This window comes from Cellulomonas sp. ACRRI (assembly GCF_022346185.1).
Classification (GTDB): Bacteria; Actinomycetota; Actinomycetes; order Actinomycetales; family Cellulomonadaceae; genus Cellulomonas.
Map to the genome: position 1 here is coordinate 1 of NZ_JAKRMS010000097.1, position 16,473 is coordinate 16,473.

Annotated in this window: 21 protein-coding genes and 1 pseudogene; 12 read left to right on the forward strand and 10 right to left on the reverse strand. The window is 76.2% G+C overall.

The features are described from left to right. On the forward strand, window positions 1–904 hold a 904-nt coding region (locus MHY85_RS15470; protein ID WP_239197834.1), incomplete at its 5' end, for a metal ABC transporter substrate-binding protein. A gap of 63 nt (window positions 905–967) precedes the next feature. Here MHY85_RS15470 and MHY85_RS15475 read toward each other — a convergent pair. Both MHY85_RS15475 and MHY85_RS15480 read right to left on the reverse strand, forming a co-directional pair. Continuing rightward, complete coding sequence (locus MHY85_RS15475) at window positions 968–1,237, reverse strand: Rho termination factor N-terminal domain-containing protein (RefSeq protein ID WP_239197836.1); 270 nt, start codon at window positions 1,235–1,237, stop codon at window positions 968–970. A 79-nt stretch (window positions 1,238–1,316) separates the two neighbouring features. Beyond that, window positions 1,317–2,423, reverse strand: a complete 1,107-nt coding sequence (locus MHY85_RS15480) for a GTP-binding protein (RefSeq protein ID WP_239197838.1) — start codon at window positions 2,421–2,423, stop codon at window positions 1,317–1,319. A gap of 53 nt (window positions 2,424–2,476) precedes the next feature. Here MHY85_RS15480 and rpmB point away from each other — a divergent pair, with 53 nt between their 5' ends. The 7 genes from rpmB (at window position 2,477) to MHY85_RS15515 (ending at window position 4,508) form a co-directional block, all read left to right on the forward strand. Then, window positions 2,477–2,713, forward strand: coding sequence for a 50S ribosomal protein L28 (gene rpmB / locus MHY85_RS15485; RefSeq protein ID WP_239197840.1), 237 nt, complete (start codon window positions 2,477–2,479; stop codon window positions 2,711–2,713). Then, window positions 2,713–2,880, forward strand: coding sequence for a 50S ribosomal protein L33 (gene rpmG / locus MHY85_RS15490; protein ID WP_255733452.1), 168 nt, complete (start codon window positions 2,713–2,715; stop codon window positions 2,878–2,880). Before rpmB ends, rpmG begins: the two co-directional genes overlap by 1 nt. Further along, window positions 2,880–3,185 (forward strand): 30S ribosomal protein S14, encoded by a 306-nt coding sequence (gene rpsN, locus MHY85_RS15495; protein WP_239197842.1) that lies wholly within the window; start codon window positions 2,880–2,882, stop codon window positions 3,183–3,185. The genes rpmG and rpsN overlap by 1 nt, the downstream gene beginning before the upstream one ends. 11 nt (window positions 3,186–3,196) lie before the next feature. Beyond that, window positions 3,197–3,460, forward strand: a complete 264-nt coding sequence (locus tag MHY85_RS15500) for a type B 50S ribosomal protein L31 (protein ID WP_239197844.1) — start codon at window positions 3,197–3,199, stop codon at window positions 3,458–3,460. Beyond that, a complete protein-coding gene (ykgO, locus tag MHY85_RS15505) occupies window positions 3,457–3,579 on the forward strand; it encodes a type B 50S ribosomal protein L36 (protein ID WP_034227039.1) in 123 nt (40 codons plus the stop codon). The genes MHY85_RS15500 and ykgO overlap by 4 nt, the downstream gene beginning before the upstream one ends. After that, window positions 3,579–3,749 carry a 50S ribosomal protein L32 gene (gene rpmF, locus MHY85_RS15510; RefSeq protein ID WP_239197846.1) on the forward strand — a complete coding sequence of 57 codons (171 nt, stop codon included), beginning with the start codon at window positions 3,579–3,581 and terminating at the stop codon, window positions 3,747–3,749. Before ykgO ends, rpmF begins: the two co-directional genes overlap by 1 nt. A gap of 120 nt (window positions 3,750–3,869) precedes the next feature. After that, the gene (locus MHY85_RS15515) at window positions 3,870–4,508 is read left to right on the forward strand and encodes an alpha/beta family hydrolase (protein ID WP_239197848.1); all 639 of its coding nucleotides are present in this window, start codon (window positions 3,870–3,872) and stop codon (window positions 4,506–4,508) included. A gap of 78 nt (window positions 4,509–4,586) precedes the next feature. On the opposite strand, the gene MHY85_RS15520 is transcribed toward MHY85_RS15515, so the two are convergent. The 3 genes from MHY85_RS15520 to MHY85_RS15530 form a co-directional block, all read right to left on the reverse strand. Then, a complete protein-coding gene (locus tag MHY85_RS15520) occupies window positions 4,587–5,066 on the reverse strand; it encodes a heme-degrading domain-containing protein (protein ID WP_239197850.1) in 480 nt (159 codons plus the stop codon). A gap of 62 nt (window positions 5,067–5,128) precedes the next feature. Then, window positions 5,129–5,836 (reverse strand): bifunctional 2-polyprenyl-6-hydroxyphenol methylase/3-demethylubiquinol 3-O-methyltransferase UbiG, encoded by a 708-nt coding sequence (locus tag MHY85_RS15525; RefSeq protein WP_239197852.1) that lies wholly within the window; start codon window positions 5,834–5,836, stop codon window positions 5,129–5,131. 59 nt (window positions 5,837–5,895) lie between these two features. Then, window positions 5,896–6,942 carry an NAD(P)/FAD-dependent oxidoreductase gene (locus MHY85_RS15530; RefSeq protein ID WP_239197854.1) on the reverse strand — a complete coding sequence of 349 codons (1,047 nt, stop codon included), beginning with the start codon at window positions 6,940–6,942 and terminating at the stop codon, window positions 5,896–5,898. Between the two features lie 91 nt (window positions 6,943–7,033). Here MHY85_RS15530 and MHY85_RS15535 point away from each other — a divergent pair, with 91 nt between their 5' ends. Then, complete coding sequence (locus MHY85_RS15535) at window positions 7,034–7,666, forward strand: helix-turn-helix domain-containing protein (protein ID WP_239197856.1); 633 nt, start codon at window positions 7,034–7,036, stop codon at window positions 7,664–7,666. Window positions 7,667–7,678: 12 nt separating this feature from the next. Here the strand turns inward: MHY85_RS15535 and MHY85_RS15540 are convergent, their stop codons facing one another. Beyond that, window positions 7,679–8,851, reverse strand: a complete 1,173-nt coding sequence (locus MHY85_RS15540; protein WP_239197858.1) for an SLC13 family permease — start codon at window positions 8,849–8,851, stop codon at window positions 7,679–7,681. A 77-nt stretch (window positions 8,852–8,928) separates the two neighbouring features. After that, window positions 8,929–10,161, reverse strand: coding sequence for an AGE family epimerase/isomerase (locus tag MHY85_RS15545; protein WP_239197860.1), 1,233 nt, complete (start codon window positions 10,159–10,161; stop codon window positions 8,929–8,931). A 307-nt stretch (window positions 10,162–10,468) separates the two neighbouring features. Here MHY85_RS15545 and MHY85_RS15550 point away from each other — a divergent pair. From MHY85_RS15550 to MHY85_RS15560, 3 genes and pseudogenes are all read left to right on the forward strand, one after another. Beyond that, a pseudogene (locus MHY85_RS15550) lies at window positions 10,469–11,509 on the forward strand (LacI family DNA-binding transcriptional regulator); the annotation flags it as partial. A 171-nt stretch (window positions 11,510–11,680) separates the two neighbouring features. Then, window positions 11,681–12,424 (forward strand): HAD family phosphatase, encoded by a 744-nt coding sequence (locus tag MHY85_RS15555; protein WP_255733457.1) that lies wholly within the window; start codon window positions 11,681–11,683, stop codon window positions 12,422–12,424. Further along, window positions 12,421–14,934 carry a glycoside hydrolase family 65 protein gene (locus MHY85_RS15560; protein WP_239197862.1) on the forward strand — a complete coding sequence of 838 codons (2,514 nt, stop codon included), beginning with the start codon at window positions 12,421–12,423 and terminating at the stop codon, window positions 14,932–14,934. Before MHY85_RS15555 ends, MHY85_RS15560 begins: the two co-directional genes overlap by 4 nt. A 23-nt stretch (window positions 14,935–14,957) precedes the next feature. Here the strand turns inward: MHY85_RS15560 and MHY85_RS15565 are convergent, their stop codons facing one another. From MHY85_RS15565 to MHY85_RS15575, 3 genes are all read right to left on the reverse strand, one after another. Next, window positions 14,958–15,548, reverse strand: coding sequence for a hypothetical protein (locus tag MHY85_RS15565; protein WP_239197864.1), 591 nt, complete (start codon window positions 15,546–15,548; stop codon window positions 14,958–14,960). 25 nt (window positions 15,549–15,573) lie between these two features. Then, on the reverse strand, window positions 15,574–15,951 hold the full coding sequence (locus MHY85_RS15570) for a hypothetical protein (protein ID WP_239197866.1): 378 nt from the start codon (window positions 15,949–15,951) through the stop codon (window positions 15,574–15,576). Window positions 15,952–16,066: 115 nt separating this feature from the next. Next, the coding region (locus MHY85_RS15575; RefSeq protein ID WP_308191402.1) for a hypothetical protein at window positions 16,067–16,473 on the reverse strand (407 nt) is incomplete at its 5' end.

The following is a 16,473-nucleotide window of genomic DNA, read 5'->3' on the forward strand; positions in this document are numbered from 1 at the left end:
CCCCCGCACCGTCGCCTCCGCCCTCGCGCTCGGCCTGGCCGGTGCCGCGCTCGCGGCGTGCTCCCCCGCCGGTGAGGACGGCGACACCCCGCACGACGTCGTGGCGGCGTTCTACCCGCTGCAGTTCGTCGCCGAGCGGGTCGGCGGCGAGCACGTCGCCGTCACCTCGCTGACCCCGCCCGGCGGCGAGTCGCACGACCTCGAGCTGTCGCCGAGCGCCGTCTCCCGGGTCGGCGAGGCGGACCTGGTCGTCTACCTGTCCGGGTTCCAGGCCGCGACGGACGCCGCCGTCGCCGCCACCTCGCCCGCCCACGTGGTCGACACCGCCGAGGCCGCGGCGCTGGAGGTCGGGCCGGACGGCGTCGAGCCCGGCGGCGGTGGCAGCCTGGACCCGCACTTCTGGCTGGACCCGACCCGGCTCGCGGACGTCGCGCACCAGGTCGGGGACACGCTCGCCCGGATCGACCCCGAGCACGCCGACGACTTCGCCGCCGCGGCGGACGACCTGGTCGCGGACCTCGACACGCTGGACGCGGACCTCGAGGCCGGGCTCGCGGACTGCCGGGGCGCGACGCTGGTCGCCTCGCACGAGGCCTTCGGCTACCTCGCCCAGCGCTACGGGCTGCACCAGGTGGGCCTGAGCGGCATCGACCCCGAGGTCGAGCCGTCGCCCGCGCGGCTGCGCGACGTCGCGGCCACCGTCGAGGCGGAGCGCGTCCGCACCCTGTTCTTCGAGACGCTGACCAGCCCCAAGGTCACGCGGACGCTCGCCGACGACCTCGGCGTGGCGACGGCCGTGCTGGACCCCCTCGAGGGTCTCGCCGAGGACGACGGGCGCGACTACCTCGGCGTCATGCGGGACAACCTCGCCGCGCTGACCGCCGGGCTCACCTGCGGGGCGTGACCGCCCGCGCGCGGCGACGGCGCCGGGCCCCGCCCGGGGCCCCGGCGCCGTCCGCGCGCCCGCTCAGTGCGAGCGGAGCGCGTCGACCAGGTCGGCCTTCTTCATGGACGACCGGCCCTCGATGCCGATCTCCGCCGCCCGCTTGCGCAGGTCCTCGACGGTCCAGTCCTCGTAGGACCCGGACTCGCCGCCCTTCTTCCCGACCGACGACCGCCCCCGCGCCGCCGCGGCGTTGGCGATGCGGGCCGACTTCTCCTTGCTGTTGCCCTCGTCACGGAGCTCCTCGTAGAGCCTCTTGTCCTTGACGCTCGGGCCCGGATCACGGCGCGGCATGGCGACCTCCTCGGTGTGGACGACGTCCGGTCCTCCCGACGATGCCCCCGGCCCGCGGCGCCCGCATCCGCTGGCCCCGTCAGGCCGCACGGTCGCCGAGCCAGGGCGCCAGCACGTCCTCCGCACCGAGCCACGGGTGCAGCCCCCGCGCGTGCTCGTCCGCCGTCAGGAGCACGTCCTCGAACGCCGCCAGCAGGTCGGCCCGCACGTCCTCGACGCCGGTGAAGACGAGCCGCGTGGCCGCCGGTTGCCGGCCCCAGGTGCCGAGCTCCCCCACGCTCAGCTGGCCGCCGGCGCCGTCCCACACGCAGACCGAGTCGGGCCGCGTCGGGACCCAGAAGTGCCCGCGGCTGCGGTGCCGGCCCTGCCCGAGCCGGGCGACCTCGGCCACCAGGCGCTCGGGGTGCAGCGGTCGGTCGGCGCGCAGCTCGAGCGTCCACACCCCCTGCGCCGTGGGGGCACCCGGCACCGGGACGGCGTGCCGCGGGTCGAGGCGCCGGTCTCCCGCCCCCACGTCGTGCACCCCCGCCAGCAGCGCCGCGACGTCCGCGGCGTACACCCCGTCGATGCGCCGGCCGTCGGCGGCGCGCACGTGGTCGAGCAGGTCGGAGGCGACCGGGTGCTCCGCGGGATCGCCCGCGACCAGCACGACGTCGGCGTGCCCGACCTGGGCCGCGAGCGCCTCGCCGACCGCGCGGCCGTCGTCCTCGGTCAGCGCCAGACCGCGCTCGTCCAGAAGGTCGTCGCCGAGCAGGTCGTCGGCGAACGTGGCGAGGTCGAGCGCCGCGACCACGCCGGCGAGCCGCAGCGAGCGCAGGCCGCCGCTGCGCCGCGTCGCCGGGCCGAGCGCGCGGGTGACCGGCAGCGACTCCGCCGACACGGGCAGCGCCAGCAGCACGGCGTCCCAGCGCGGGTCGCGGCCGAGCCGCTCGAGCGTGGGTACCGCGTCCTCGCGCACGGAGCAGCTCAGGCACGCGTGCTCCAGAGGCACCACGACGTCCTCGAGCACGCCCGACGCGTCCGCGACCACGCGGCGGATGCCGCCGCCCTCGGGGCCGTCGACGATGTCGTGGCGCAGCACGACGGTCCGGGGCCGGTCGACCACGACGCCGAGGGCGACGGCGTCGCGCAGCAGCGGGTCGACGGTGGCGAGCACGAGCAGGGGCGTCAGATCGCGTCGGGACATGCCGACCAGACTAGCGCTTGTCGCGAACGATTCTCATTACCTATGATGGGTGCATGTCCGCTCACTGCCAGGTCCTGGGCACGTCGCCCGGGTTCGGCCACTCCATCTCCCACTCGCACCGGCGCACCAAGCGCCGGTTCGACCCGAACATCCAGCGCAAGCGCTACTGGGTTCCCTCGCTCGGCCGCCACGTCACGCTCACGATCAGCGCCCGCGGCATCAAGACGATCGACAGGCTCGGCATCGAGGTCGTCGTCGCCCGGATCCGTGCCCGCGGGGAAAAGGTCTGATGGCCCGCGCCGCCGACGTCCGCCTGATCATCACGCTGCGCTCCACCGCGGGGACCGGCTTCACGTACGTCACCCGCAAGAACCGCCGCAACGACCCCGACCGCCTCGTGCTGCGGAAGTACGACCCCGTGGTGCGGCGGCACGTCGACTTCAAGGAGGAGCGCTGATGGCCAAGGCGAGCAAGATCGCGAAGAACGCGCAGCGCAAGTCCGTCGTCGCCCGGTACGCCGAGCGCCGGCTCGAGCTCAAGGCCGCCGCGGTGAACCCGCACCTGTCCGAGGCCGAGCGGGTCGCCGCCCGCACAGCGCTGCAGGCGCTGCCGCGCGACGCGAGCCCGACGCGCGTGCGCAACCGGGACGTCGCCGACGGCCGTCCGCGTGGGTACGTGGGGAAGTTCGGGCTCTCGCGCGTGCGGATGCGGCAGATGGCGCATCGCGGCGAGCTGCCCGGCGTGACCAAGTCCAGCTGGTGAGGAGAAACGACATGAAGCACGGCATCCACCCCGACTACCACCCCGTGGTGTTCCGGGACATCAGCGCGGACTTCGCGTTCCTGACCCGGTCCACCGTGACCTCGGCGAAGACCATCGAGTGGGAGGACGGCCACACCTACCCAGTCGTGGACGTCGACGTGTCCTCCGCGAGCCACCCGTTCTACACCGGCAAGTCCCGCGTGCTCGACACCGCCGGCCGCGTGGAGAAGTTCCGCCAGCGCTACGGCCTGGCCACCCCCGAGGAGACCCGATGAAGGTGCGCGCCTCCCTGGCGTCCCTGAAGAAGAAGGAAGGCTCGATCGTGGTGCGCCGCCACGGCAAGACCTTCGTGATCAACAAGAAGAACCCGCGCTGGAAGGCGAGGCAGGGCTGATGGCCGTCCCGAAGCGGAAGCTCTCGCGGTCGAACACCCGCGCCCGCCGATCCCAGTGGAAGGCCACGGCGGTCCCGCTGACCCCGGTGCTCAGCCCCGACGGCCGGCTGGTCGAGGTCCCCCGCCGCCTGGCCCGCGCCGTCGAGCGCGGCCTGGTCGACCCGCGCTGACGCGCACCCCGCCCTCGTTCGCCGGTTCCGCGCCGAGGGGCCTCGCGGAACCGGCGAACTCGCGCGCAACCGGCGAACTCGCGGGGCCGCCCCACCCACCGCGCGGGTAGCGTGCCGGGCGTGAGCGCCGCCGCCGTCCTCGACGTCCCGACCCCGCGGGGCCCCGCCCGCGCGCACCTGCACCTGCCGGCGGGCGCCGTGCCCGGCACCGACGGTCGCGTGACGCTCCCCGGGGCGCTGGTGCTCGGCCACGGTGCGGGCGGCGGGATCGACGCGCCCGACCTGCGCGCGGTGACGGCCGCCGCGAGGGCGCTGGGGTACGGGGTGGCGCTCGTCGAGCAGCCCTACCGCGTCGCCGGGAAGCGGGTCGGTCCCCGCGGCCCGGCGCTGGACGAGGCCTGGACCGCGGTCGTCGCGCAGCTGCGCGCGCACGCGCTCGACGCCCCGCTGGTCACGGGCGGCCGGTCCGCGGGCGCCCGCACCGCCTGCCGCACGGCGCTCGCCACCGGCGCCGCCGGGGTGCTGTGCCTGGCGTTCCCCACCCGGCCGCCGGGCCGGCCGGACGCGCCGAGCCGGCTGCCCGAGCTCGACGGCGCGGGGGTGCCGGTCCTCGTGGTCCAGGGCACCACCGACCCCTACGGAACCCCGCCGGCGTCCGCGACGCGCACGGTCGTCGCGGTCCCCGGCGACCACTCCCTGAAGAAGGACCCGCGGTCGGTCACGGCGGCCGTCACGGCGTGGCTCCCCACCGTCCTCTGACGCCGAGGTCGAGCGTTTCGCGCCGGATGCTCCGCGGAACCCCTCGACCTCGCCGGGAACGCTCGACCTCGCGCGGGGTCAGCCGTCGAGGAAGGTGCGGATCGCCTCGGTCACCAGGGCGTGGTCGTCGGCCTGCGGGAGGCCCGAGACGGTCACCACGCCGACCACGCCCACGCCCTCGACGTGCACCGGGAAGGCGCCGCCGTGCGCGGCGTACTGCTGGAGCGGCAGCTCGTGCACCGCGCCGAACGTGGTGCCCTTCGCCCGCGCCCGCAGGCCCTGCAGGTAGGACGAGGTGCCGAACCGCTCGACCACCCGGACCTTGCGCTCGACCCAGGAGTCGTTGTCGGCGACCGTGCCGGGCCGCGCGGCGTGGAACAGCTGCTGCGCGCCGCGCCGGATGTCGATCGTCACGGGCAGCCCGCGCTCCGTCGCCAGCCGGACCAGCAGCGTGCCGAGCTCCCACGCGTCGTCGTTGGTGAAGGTGGCGAAGCGCAGGTCGCGCTCCTGCCGCTCGACCTCGGCGATCAGGGCCCGGACCTCGGTGTCGTCGCTCATGGGCGCGATCCTGCCACCCGCCGGGACCGGGGTCGGCCCCGACGGGTGGCAGGCAGGGGCGGTCAGCGGCGGCGGACCGCCCGCACGACGGTGTCCCGGATGGTGATCTCCCGGCCGTCGGGGTCCGTGGCCGGGCGCGGTCGTGCCTCCGCGACCGGGACGTCCCAGGCCCCGGGGTCGAGCGCGGCGACGACCTCCTCGGGGTCGAAGAACAGCTCCGGCAGGTCCGGGCGGCCGATCGTGGTGCGCAGGTCGCTGGCGTGGTGCGCGACCACCAGCAGCGTCCCGCCGGGCGCCACCGCCCGCGACATCCGGGCGAACGCCACGGTGCGGACCTCCGGCGGCAGGTGCAGGAAGTGCGTGGTCACCAGGTCGTAGGTGCCGTCGCCGGCGTCCCACGTCGCGATGTCGACCCGCTCGGTCCGCACCCGCGCCGCGACCTCCGGCCCGGCCTCCGCGGCGGCGGCCTCGACCCGGTCGAGCGCGGTCTGCGCCAGGTCGACCGCGGTCACGGCCCACCCGCGGCCGGCGAGCCACAGCGCGTCGCCGCCCTCGCCGCACGCGACGTCGAGCGCGCGCCCCGGCGCGAGGTCGCCCACCTCGTCGACGAGCGGCCGGTTCGGCCGGCCGCTCCACACCTGCGGCGCCGAGCGGTAGCGGTCCTCCCAGAACTCCCGGTCGTGCCGCACCTCGCCCGGGTCGCCGCCGTGGGCGTGCCCGCCGTGCGCCGCGTCCCCGCCGTGCCCGTGCCCGCTATGGCCCTGCGCCATGCCCCGCTCCTCCTCGTCGTCCCCGCCGCGGGACCGTCCCGCGGCCTCGTCCTGGCCGGTCACAGCCCGACCGGCCCGTCGCCCGCCCGGCGTGCGGCGAGCTCGCGCTCCGCCCGCGCCGAGAACGGCGCCTCCTGCTCCGCGCGGTACCGCGCCACGGCGGCGTCGGCGTCCTCGGCGGCGAGCTCGCCGACGAGCGCCGCGCCCGCGGTCAGTCCGGCTGCCGCGGCGACCTGCACCTGAGCCCGCAGGTCGGTCACGTTCCCGGCCACGCGCACCCCGGGCACGGGTGTCGCCCCGTCCGGCGCCGCGACGACGCGGGTCCCGATCACCTGGTCGCCCATGGACACCGGCTCGGTCGGCAGGCCCAGGCCCTCGAGGCCGTCGAGCCGCGCGTCCATGCCGGTCCCCACGACCACCGCGTCGCACGCCAGCACGGTCCCGGTGGCGAGCCGCACCCCGGTCAGCACGTCGTCCACTACCTCCAGGCCCGCCACCGGACCGTCCACGACCCGCACACCGAGCGCCGCGAGCCGCTCCCAGTCGTCGTCGGACAGGCCGTCGCCCGCGCCCGCAGGGGCCCCGGCGCCCAGGAACAGCGTCACGTCTGCCGTCCACCCGCGCCACAGCTGCGCCCGGTGCACCGCGAGCGGACCCGACCCGAGCACGGCCACCGCCCGGTCCCGGACCTCCCAGCCGTGGCAGAACGGGCAGTGCAGCACGTCCCGGCCCCACCGCTCGGCCACGCCCGGGACGTCCGGCAGCGCGTCCACCAACCCGGTCGCGACCAGCACCCGGCGCGCCCGGACGACCCGGCCGCCCGCGAGCGCCGCGCGGAACCCGTCGCCGTCGCGCCGGATGTCGACCACCCGGTCCTCGACGACCCGGGCGCCGTACCCCTCGACCTCGGCGCGGCCGCGTGCCAGCAGGTCGGCGGGCGGCAGGCCGTCCAGGCCGAGGTAGGCGTGCATGTGCGCAGCCGGCGCGTTCCGGGGCGCGCCGTCGTGCACCACGAGCACGCTGCGGCGCGCGCGGGCCAGGGTGAGCGCGCCGCTCAGCCCCGCCGCGCCGCCGCCGATCACCAGCACGTCGTCCTGCTCGGTCACCATGGGTCCTCCGCCCTCTCGTCGTGGTGCCCACGGTGCGGTCGCGGCGGAGCCCTTGACAAACGACGTTGCCGGATCGGCAAATGGACGCATGGCCGAGCCCCGCAGACCGCCCGCCCCCGCGACGCCGGCGCCGGCCCCGGGCGACCTGGAGCCGGTCCTCGAGGCCGTCGGCCCGCGGCTGCGCGACCTGCGCCAGCGCCGCGGCGCCACCCTCGCGGACCTGTCCCGCAGCACCGGCATCTCCGTCAGCACGCTGTCCCGGCTGGAGTCCGGGCGACGCAGGCCGACGCTGGAGCTGCTGCTGCCGCTGGCCCGGGCGCACCAGGTGCCGCTCGACGAGCTCGTCGGCGCCCCCGAGACCGGGGACCCGCGGGTGCACCTGTCGCCCGTCGTGCGGCACGGGGTCACCTACGTCCCGCTCAGCCGGCGCCAGGGCGGGCTCCAGGCGTACAAGCAGGTGTTCCCGGCGGGGCACAACCCCGGGCCGCCCGAGCCGCGCACCCACGAGGGCTACGAGTGGATGTACGTGCTGTCCGGCCGGATGCGGCTCGTGCTCGGCGAGCACGACCTGATGGTCGAGCCGGGCGAGGCGGTCGAGTTCGACACCCGGATCCCGCACTGGTTCACCAACCCGGGCCCCGGTCCGGCGGAGGTGCTGACCCTCTGGGGTCCCCAGGGCGAGCGCATGCACGTGCTGGCCCGCTCGACCCGGAAGGGCTGACCCCCGGGCGGCTCAGGCCACCGCGACGAGGGCCAGCACGGACGCGACGACGCACAGCGGGGCCAGCCACAGCCCTTGCACCAGGAACGCCCGCACCGGCACGTGCACCAGCGCCTGCCGGCACCGCCGCCACCACAGCACGGTCGCGAGCGAGGCCCACGGGGTGAGCAGCGGCCCGACGCCGGTCCCGATCAGCACCGCGGCGAGCCGCCGGACGTCCTCGCCGGCCACCGGCTCCAGGAGCAGGTAGGCCGGGAGGTTGTTCACCGCGTTGGCCACGACGGCGGACAGCCCCGCGACCCCGAGCAGCGCCCCGGCGTCCGCGCCCGCCGGCGCCGCGTCGAGGACCCAGTCGCCCAGCCCCCGCACGTGCAGCGTCTCCATGACGACGAACAGCGCGCCGACGACCAGGATCATCCGCCACGGCACCAGGTCCCGCGCCCGCCCGGGCACCGGCCGGCGCCGCACGGCGAACGCCGCCAGCAGCACCGCCGCCGCGCCCAGCGCCACCGCCCACACGGGCAGCCCCGCCACGAACCCCGCGGCCATCACCGCGACCGTCGCCCCGGTCGCGACCAGCAGGGGGCGGTCGGGCGGGCTGTACCGCGCCTCGGGCTCGAACCGGCCGCGCAGCTCCCGGCGCCCCCGGACCGCCAGCACCGCGACGGTCACCAGCACGGCGGCGAGCGCCGGCGCCCACATCACGCCGAGGTAGCCCACGTCCTGCTCCGCGAACCGGTGGTCGGCGAGCAGGTTGGTCAGGTTGGACACCGGCAGGAGCAGCGACGCGGTGTTGGCGAGCGCCACGACGGTCAGCACGAGCAGCAGCGGCGACGTCCGGGTGCGCCGGGCCAGGGTGATCGCGAGCGGTGTGAGCAGCACGGCCGTGGTGTCCAGCGAGAGCAGCACCGTGGACGCCGCGGCGATCGCGACCAGCAGCAGCCAGAGCAGCCACCGCCGCCCGCCGGAGGCCCGCGCCGCCGCGTCGGTCGCGACGTCGAACAGCCCCGCGGACCCGCACAGCTCCGCGACGACCGTCAGGGCGGCGACGAACAGCAGCACCGGCCCGACGCGTTCGGCGAGCGCCCAGGCGTCGTCCCGCGGGAGGGCGCCGGTGAGCACCGCGGCGGCGGCCGGCACCACGGCCACCGCCCACCACGGGACGGCACGCCGGAGCCTGGGCACGGCGGAACTCTAGGTGCCGCCGCGCGCCCCCGCGCGACGGTGTCCGCGGCGGCGGCCCGGGGCGCCGCCGTCCGCCGTCAGTCGAGCAGGCCCTGCGCCAGCGCGGGCGCGAGCACCGGGGCGAGCGGCAGCCGCGGGATCAGCGTCGCCTGCACCGCGTGGTAGAGGTCGGCCTTGCCCTCCCAGACGGTCCGCGACACGCGGTTGTCCGTGCCGAGCTCGTGCCACCAGGACCCGCCCGCCCGGTCGACGAGGAACTCCTCGGCGTAGTCCCACCAGGTCGCGTACCAGTCGTCGAACCGCTGCTCGCCGGTCGCGGCGTGCAGGGCGGCGGCCGCGGCGATGCCCTCGGCCGCGACCCAGTGCATCCGCTCGCGCACCACCGGCTGCCCGGACCAGTCGACGGTGTAGACGAAGCCGGGCGCACCGTCGACCGCCCAGCCCTCGCGGACCGCCGCGTCGAACAGCGCGGTCGCGTCCTCGAGCATCCACGCCGGCGCGACGTCGCCGGCGGCGGTGAGCGAGGCCCGGGCGTGCAGGGTCAGCCGCGCCCACTCGAGCCAGTGCCCCACGGTCGCGCCGTACGGCCGGAACGGGTGCGCGGGGCTGTCGGCGTTGTACTCGAGGTCCGCCTGCCACCGCGCGTCGAAGTGCTCCGGGATGCGCCAGCCGTTGTCCCGCGCGAAGCCGTGCACCACCCGGGTGAGGATGCGCACGGCGCGGTCCAGCCACACCCGCTGCCCGGTCACGCCGTGCGCGGCGAGGTAGGCCTCGACGGTGTGCATGTTGGCGTTGACGCCGCGGTACGGGTCGAGGTCGGTGAACGTCCGGTCCCACTGCTCGACGGCCATCCCGGCGTCCTCGTCCCAGAACCGCCGCTCGGACACCTCGAGGGCCTCGCGCAGCAGCGCCTCGGCGCCGGGACGGCCGGCGGCGACCGCGGAGGACGTGGCGAGGACGACGAACGCGTGCGGGTACGCGGCCTTGGCGTCGTCGCGGGGGGTGCCGTCCGCGTTCACCTCGGCGTACCAGCCGCCGTGCTCCGGGTCGCGGAACAGCCCGTCGAGCGCCGCCAGGCCGTGGTCGACCAGCGGGGCGGAGCCCGGCCGCCCGAGCAGGTGGGCCAGCGCGTAGACGTGCGTCATCCGGCAGGTGATCCACAGCTCGGCGGGCCCCGGCAGCGGCCGGCCCACGTCGTCCAGGCGGAGGAACCCGCCCGACGGTGCGGCGGACGCCGTCCCGAAGGCGAGCAGGCGGTCGGTCTCGGTCTCGAGCCAGCGGGCGTGCGCGGGCGTCGTCAGCCACGTCATGGGTGTCACCCTAGTCACACCCGCGCGCCCGGCACGCCCCGTGCACGGCCCGCGGACCGGGGCGCGCGCACCCCCGGTCGCGGGCGTCCGCGCAGCCCGCGGCGCCGCGACCGACCGCCCGGTCGCGAAGTGCACGAACGTGCAGGCAGCGGCCGCTCCGCCCGGTTCATCCGGGTCGTCCTGGCCCTTTGACACCACGGCCCGGGGCCCACCAGAATCGTCGCGGATTTGACCGGTCAAAGTGGCTCCGTCGGTCCGCACGCCGCACCGCACCCCACCCCCGCACGGACGCCACGAGGACCGCCCCATGCCCACCGCCGACGACACGCGCAGGCGCCCGCACACGCCGCGGGTGACCATCCGCGCCGTCGCGGAGCACGCCGGCGTCTCCCGGCAGACGGTGTCCAACGCCCTGAACGCCCCGGGCCGGCTCTCGCCCGGCACCCTGGAGCGCGTGCGCCGCTCGGTCGCGGCGCTCGGCTACCGCCCCGACCACGCCGCCCGTGCGCTGACCTCGCGCCGGTCGGGCCTCATCGGCATCCGCGTCGGGTCCACCGCGCACCGCACGGCCGCGCACCCGGACCGGCTGCTGCACGAGCTGGTCGCGGCGGCCCGGCCGCACGGCTACCGGTTCCTCGCGTTCGACGCCCCCTACGGGGACGACGCGGCCGAGATCGCCGCCTACGACGAGCTGCTCGCCGCGGGCGACGTCGACGCGGTGCTCGTCGCCGACACGCACCCCGGCGACGCCCGGCCGGCGTGGCTGGCGGCGCGCGGCGCGCCGTTCGTGGCGCACGGCCGGCCGTGGGGCGACCCGGACGCCGGCCACCGCTGGGTCGACGTCGACGGGGCCCTCGGCGTGCGGCTGGCGGTCGCGCACCTCGCCGGCCGCGGCCACCGCCGGATCGGGTTCGTCGGCTGGCCCGCGGACGGGGCCGGCGGCGACGCCCGGCGCGCGGCCTGGCGCGCGGCCACCGGCGCGGAGGCAACGCGCGGCCCGGAGGTCACGGCCGCCGCGGACACCCCGGACGCCGCCGCCGCGGCCGTCGCCCCGCTGCTCCGCGCGCCGGGCGCCGCGCCGACCGCCCTGGTGTGCGCGTCCGACGCCCTCGCGCTCGGCGCGCTCGCGGCGGTCGCCGACGCCGGCGCCACCCCCGGCCGGGACGTGGCCGTCACCGGCTACGACGACTCCGACCTCGCGCGGTTCGCGCGTCCCGGGCTGACGAGCCTGCGGCAACCGATCAGACTGGTGGCGCAGACCCTCGTCGAGCAGGTGCTGGACCGGCTCGGGGTCGACCTCGGGCGCGCACCGGCCCCGGCCGGGCTGGTACCGCCGGAGCTCGTCGTCCGGGCGTCCAGCGCCGCGCCGGCACCGCGCGGCACCGTCCCCGAACCGGCCGGGGCCCGACCCCGCCTGACGCCCGACCCGCAGCACCCGCAGCACCGACCAGCACCACCCGCACACCACGCCCCTGGGAGCACCACCGTGGCAACCGCAGCCGACCGCCCCTCCGCGGTCCTGGACGGCCTGGACGCCGTCCTGTTCGACCTGGACGGGGTCCTCACCCCCACCGCCGTCGTGCACATGCACGCCTGGGCGCGCCTGTTCGCGCCCCTGCTCGACGCCCGCGGAGCCGCGCCGTACACGGACGCCGACTACTTCGCGCACATCGACGGCAAGCCGCGCTACGAGGGCGTGCGGTCGCTCCTCGCGTCCCGCGGCATCGAGCTGCCCTGGGGCGACCCGGCCGACTCCCCGGACACCGAGACGGTCTGCGGCCTGGGCAACCGGAAGAACGCCGTCTTCACCCAGGTGCTCGAGTCCGAGGGCGTCACGCCCTACGCGGGCTCGGTGCGCCTGGTGGACGCGCTGCTCGCGCAGGGCCGGAAGGTCGCCGTGGTGTCGAGCAGCCGGAACGCGGTGCCCGTGCTGGCCGCGGCCGGCCTGACCGACCGGTTCCCGCTCGTCGTGGACGGCCTGGTGGCCGCCGCGCACGGCCTGGCGGGCAAGCCGGACCCGGCGACGTACCTGTACGCCGCCGAGCAGCTCGGCGTGCCGCGCGAGCGCGCGGTGGTCGTCGAGGACGCCGAGTCCGGCGTCGCCTCCGGCCGGGCCGGGGCGTTCGGGCTCGTCGTGGGCGTGGACCGCGGCGCCGGCGCCGACGTGCTGCGCGAGCAGGGGGCAGACCTGGTGGTGGACGACCTCGCCGAGCTCGTCACCACGACCGACGACACCGACGAGTCCGAGAGCACCCTGCCGTGAACCCCACCTCCCTGTTCACCCCCGACCCCCTGGACCGCAACCGGTTCCCCAAGGACGAGTGGCGGCTGCGCGAGACGCGCCACGACGCGTCCGACCTGGGCCGGACCGAGACGCTGTTCGCCGTGGGCAACGGGTACCTCGGCATGCGCGGCAACGTCGAGGAGGGGCGCGACAGCCACAGCCACGGCACCTTCCTCAACGGGTTCCACGAGACCTGGCCGATCCGGCACGCCGAGGAGGCGTACGGCTTCGCCCGCGTGGGCCAGACGATCGTCAACGTCCCGGACGCCAAGATCATGCGGCTGTACGTGGACGACGAGCCGCTGCTGCTGACCGTCGCCGACCTGCACTCCTACGAGCGCAGCCTCGACTTCCGCGACGGCGTGCTCTACCGCGACCTCGTCTGGCAGACCCCGTCGGGCAAGCGGGTGCAGATCCGCACCCGGCGCATGGTGTCGTTCGCGGAGCGGCACCTGGCCGTCCTGACGTACGAGCTCACCATGCTCGACGCCGACGCCCCCGTCGTGCTGAGCAGCCAGATCCTCAACCGGCAGGACGGCCAGGACGAGTACCACGTCCGGGCCGCCGCGATGGGCGAGGGCTTCGACCCGCGCAAGTCCGAGACGCTGTCCGCCCGGGTGCTGGAGCCCCGGACCCACTGGGGGGCCGACGGCCGGTACGTCATGTCCTACCGGGCCGCGGCCTCCGGGATGACGCTCTCGGTCGCGGCGGACCACGCGATCGAGACGGACAACGCCTACGAGGAGCTGTCGCTGGTCGAGGAGGACCTCGCCAAGCACGTCTACCGGATCGACGCGAAGCAGGGCCAGACCGTCCGGATCACCAAGGTCGTCACCTACCACTCGTCGCGCGGCGTGCCCGCCCGCGAGCTCGCCGACCGGTGCCGCCGGACCCTCGACCGCGTGCAGGCGACCGGCGTCGAGCAGCAGTTCGCCGACCAGCGCGCCTGGCTCGACGACTTCTGGGCGCGCAGCGACGTCGAGGTGCCCGGCCAGCCGGACCTGCAGCAGGCCATCCGGTGGAACCTGTTCCAGCTCGCGCAGGCCACCGCCCGCGCGGAGGGCAACGGCATCCCCGCGAAGGGCCTGACCGGGTCGGGGTACAGCGGGCACTACTTCTGGGACACCGAGATCTACGTCCTGCCGTTCCTCACCTACACCTCCCCGCGGATCGCCCGGAACGCGCTGCGGTTCCGCTACACCATGCTCGACGCCGCGCGCCGCCGCGCCGCCGAGCTGAACCAGAACGGCGCGCTGTTCCCGTGGCGCACCATCAACGGCGAGGAGGCCTCCGCCTACTACGCGGCCGGCACCGCGCAGTACCACATCGACGCGGACATCGCCCACGCCGTGCGGCAGTACGTCGCGGCCACCGGGGACGACGACTTCCTGGCGCGGGAGGCGATCGACATCCTGGTCGAGACCGCCCGGATGTGGGCCGACCTCGGGTTCTGGCGCGGCACCAACGGCGACGCCTCGTTCCACATCCACGGCGTCACCGGGCCCGACGAGTACACGACCGTCGTGAACGACAACCTGTTCACCAACGTGATGGCCCGCGCGAACCTGCGCGGCGCGGTCGAGGCGGTGGACCGGCTCGCGCACGAGCACCCGGTCGAGCACGCCGCCCTCGTCGCCCGGCTGCACCTGACCCAGGACGAGCTGGACGAGTGGGCGCACGCCGCCGAGCGGATGCACATCCCGTACGACGAGCGGCTCGGCATCCACCCCCAGGACGCGAACTTCCTCGAGAAGGAGCTCTGGGACCTGGCCAACACCGACCCGGCCAAGCGCCCGCTGCTGCTCTACTACCACCCGCTGGTCATCTACCGGTTCCAGGTGCTCAAGCAGGCCGACGTCGTGCTGGCGCTGTTCCTGCAGGGCGACCAGTTCACCGCCGAGGAGAAGCTGGCCGACTTCGACTACTACGACCCGCTGACCACCGGCGACTCGACGCTGTCCGGCGTCGTGCAGTCGATCGTGGCCTCCGAGGTCGGGTACCAGGAGCTCGCGCTGCGCTACTTCACCTCCGCGCTGTACGTGGACCTGGCCGACCTGCACCACAACACCGCCGACGGCGTGCACGTCGCGTCGGCGGGCGGGGTGTGGAGCGCGCTGGCGTGCGGGTTCGGCGGCATGCGCGACCACGAGGGCGTCGTGTCGCTCGACCCGCGGCTCCCGGAGGTCTGGGACGGCCTGACGTTCCGGCTCACGCTGCGCGGCAGCCGGGTGCGGGTCGACGTCCGGCACACCGAGCTGCGGCTCACCGTCGAGGAAGGCGACGCCGCGGACCTGGTCGTGCGCGGCGAGCCGGTCAAGGTCACCGCGGGCGACCCCGTCGTGCTGCCGCTGGCGCCCGCGCCGCGGCTGATCGGCACGCCGACGGTCCGGGACATCGAGGGCACCCGGCGCGCGGACGGCACGCTCATGACCGCCAGCGTGCCGGACCACCCGACCGTGCTCACGCCGCCGCCCGTCACGCACGACTGAGCGGCCCGGGGCGCTCGCTCCGGTCAGCCCGTGAGCGCCTCGCGGAGCTGCCGGAGGACCTCGATGTCCTCCGGCTCGTAGCGGAAGTCGGTCACCCGCCGGGCGGGCGCCCGGCGCGGGAGCGCGGCCGCCGGCTCGTCCGCCGCGGCGGGATGCCCGTCAGCGGCGGGCCCGTGGGTGGCGGGCCCGTGGGTGGTGGGACCGCCGGGGACCGGCCCGTCGACGGCCGCGTCCCCCTCGGCGGCACGACCCTGCCGTCCGGTGCCGGGGCCGTGCGGCTCGCCGTCCGCGAGCGCGGTCCGGACCAGCCGGCGCACCAGCGCCAGGTTGAGGTCCGCCCCGGCCACCACGACGAGCGTCCCGTGCCCGCCGAGCCGGTGCGCGAGCAGCGTGCGCGCCGGGGACTCCACCAGCAGGCTGCCGGAGTCCCCGGCGAGGTCCCCGCCGTGGCGGGAGACCGCGGACGTCAGCGCGCCGACCAGCGCCGCGACGCCCGGCTCCGGCGCCGCCACCCCGGGCGGGCCCGACCCGTCGGGCGCGAGCCACGAGGCCGTCGCCCCCGGCGGCAGCGCCCGGACCAGCGTGTCGAGCACCAGCGCGACGTCCACGCGCACCTCCAGGGTCGTCGCCGAGCGCCGCTCAGCGCTCGAGCTCGATGCCGGCCTGCGTCAGATCGCGCAACCGCCGGCGGGCCAGCGCGAGGTTGCCTCGCTGCCGGTCGAGCACCAGGTACGAGAACAGCCCGGCGTACCGCGGGTCGTCGCTCAGCGTGATCAGGTGCAGCTCGTCCGACAGGGAGATCAGGATGTCGTCGATCGACTGCCCGCCGCCGAGCTGGTCGATCGAGCGCATCTGGGCCCGGACCACCTCGGTGGCCACGGCCGCCGCGAGCTCGATGTCGAACGGCTTCACGACGGTCGACATGATCGTCATCCCGCTCGTGTAGTCGACGCCCGCGAGCGCGATCGCGCCGTCGAGCGCCATCACCTGGGCCGTTGCTTCCTCCATGCTGATCATGCGTCACTCCTCGTCGTCCGGGTGGAACGCGAGCGACGCTGCCACCGGGGCGCACCACCCCAATGCGGCCCGCCGCCACGCGAACGGGCGTTCGGGGGGCGGCGGGGCCGGGCCGTCAGAGCTCGACGGAGCCGCCGAGCGAGCGCAGCGTGCGCCGGGCGAGCGCGAGGTTGCCGCGCTGGCGGTCGAGGGCGAGGTACCCGAACACGCCCTGGAGCCGCGGGTGGTCGCACACCAGCGTCAGGTGCAGCTCGTCGTGCAGCGTGACGAGGATGTCCTCGACGGCCCCGCCGCGGCCCATCTGCTCGACCGCCCGCAGCTTGGCGCGGACGAACTCGGTGGCGACGGCGGCGGCGAGCTCGATGTCGTAGGGCACCGAGGTGGCGGACGCGAGCACGAGCCCGTTCGTGTGGTCGACGAAGGCGAAGGCGATCGCGCCGTCGAGGTCCATGAGGTCCTGGGCGACGTCCTGCAGGGTGGGCACGGGGGCCTCCTCGGCGGCGCGATCGCCTTCGCCTTCGT

Coding starts and splice junctions, on each gene's coding strand:
- rpmG (WP_255733452.1), top strand. CDS start 2,713: ATGGCCCGCGCCGCCGACGTCCGCCTGATCATCACGCTGCGCTCCACC.
- MHY85_RS15535 (WP_239197856.1), top strand. CDS start 7,034: ATGGCCGAGCCCCGCAGACCGCCCGCCCCCGCGACGCCGGCGCCGGCC.
- rpmB (WP_239197840.1), top strand. CDS start 2,477: ATGTCCGCTCACTGCCAGGTCCTGGGCACGTCGCCCGGGTTCGGCCAC.
- rpsN (WP_239197842.1), top strand. CDS start 2,880: ATGGCCAAGGCGAGCAAGATCGCGAAGAACGCGCAGCGCAAGTCCGTC.
- MHY85_RS15525 (WP_239197852.1), bottom strand. CDS start 5,836: ATGGCGCAGGGCCATAGCGGGCACGGGCACGGCGGGGACGCGGCGCAC.
- MHY85_RS15500 (WP_239197844.1), top strand. CDS start 3,197: ATGAAGCACGGCATCCACCCCGACTACCACCCCGTGGTGTTCCGGGAC.
- MHY85_RS15480 (WP_239197838.1), bottom strand. CDS start 2,423: ATGTCCCGACGCGATCTGACGCCCCTGCTCGTGCTCGCCACCGTCGAC.
- ykgO (WP_034227039.1), top strand. CDS start 3,457: ATGAAGGTGCGCGCCTCCCTGGCGTCCCTGAAGAAGAAGGAAGGCTCG.
- MHY85_RS15475 (WP_239197836.1), bottom strand. CDS start 1,237: ATGCCGCGCCGTGATCCGGGCCCGAGCGTCAAGGACAAGAGGCTCTAC.
- MHY85_RS15545 (WP_239197860.1), bottom strand. CDS start 10,161: ATGACGTGGCTGACGACGCCCGCGCACGCCCGCTGGCTCGAGACCGAG.
- MHY85_RS15570 (WP_239197866.1), bottom strand. CDS start 15,951: ATGATCAGCATGGAGGAAGCAACGGCCCAGGTGATGGCGCTCGACGGC.
- MHY85_RS15520 (WP_239197850.1), bottom strand. CDS start 5,066: ATGAGCGACGACACCGAGGTCCGGGCCCTGATCGCCGAGGTCGAGCGG.
- rpmF (WP_239197846.1), top strand. CDS start 3,579: ATGGCCGTCCCGAAGCGGAAGCTCTCGCGGTCGAACACCCGCGCCCGC.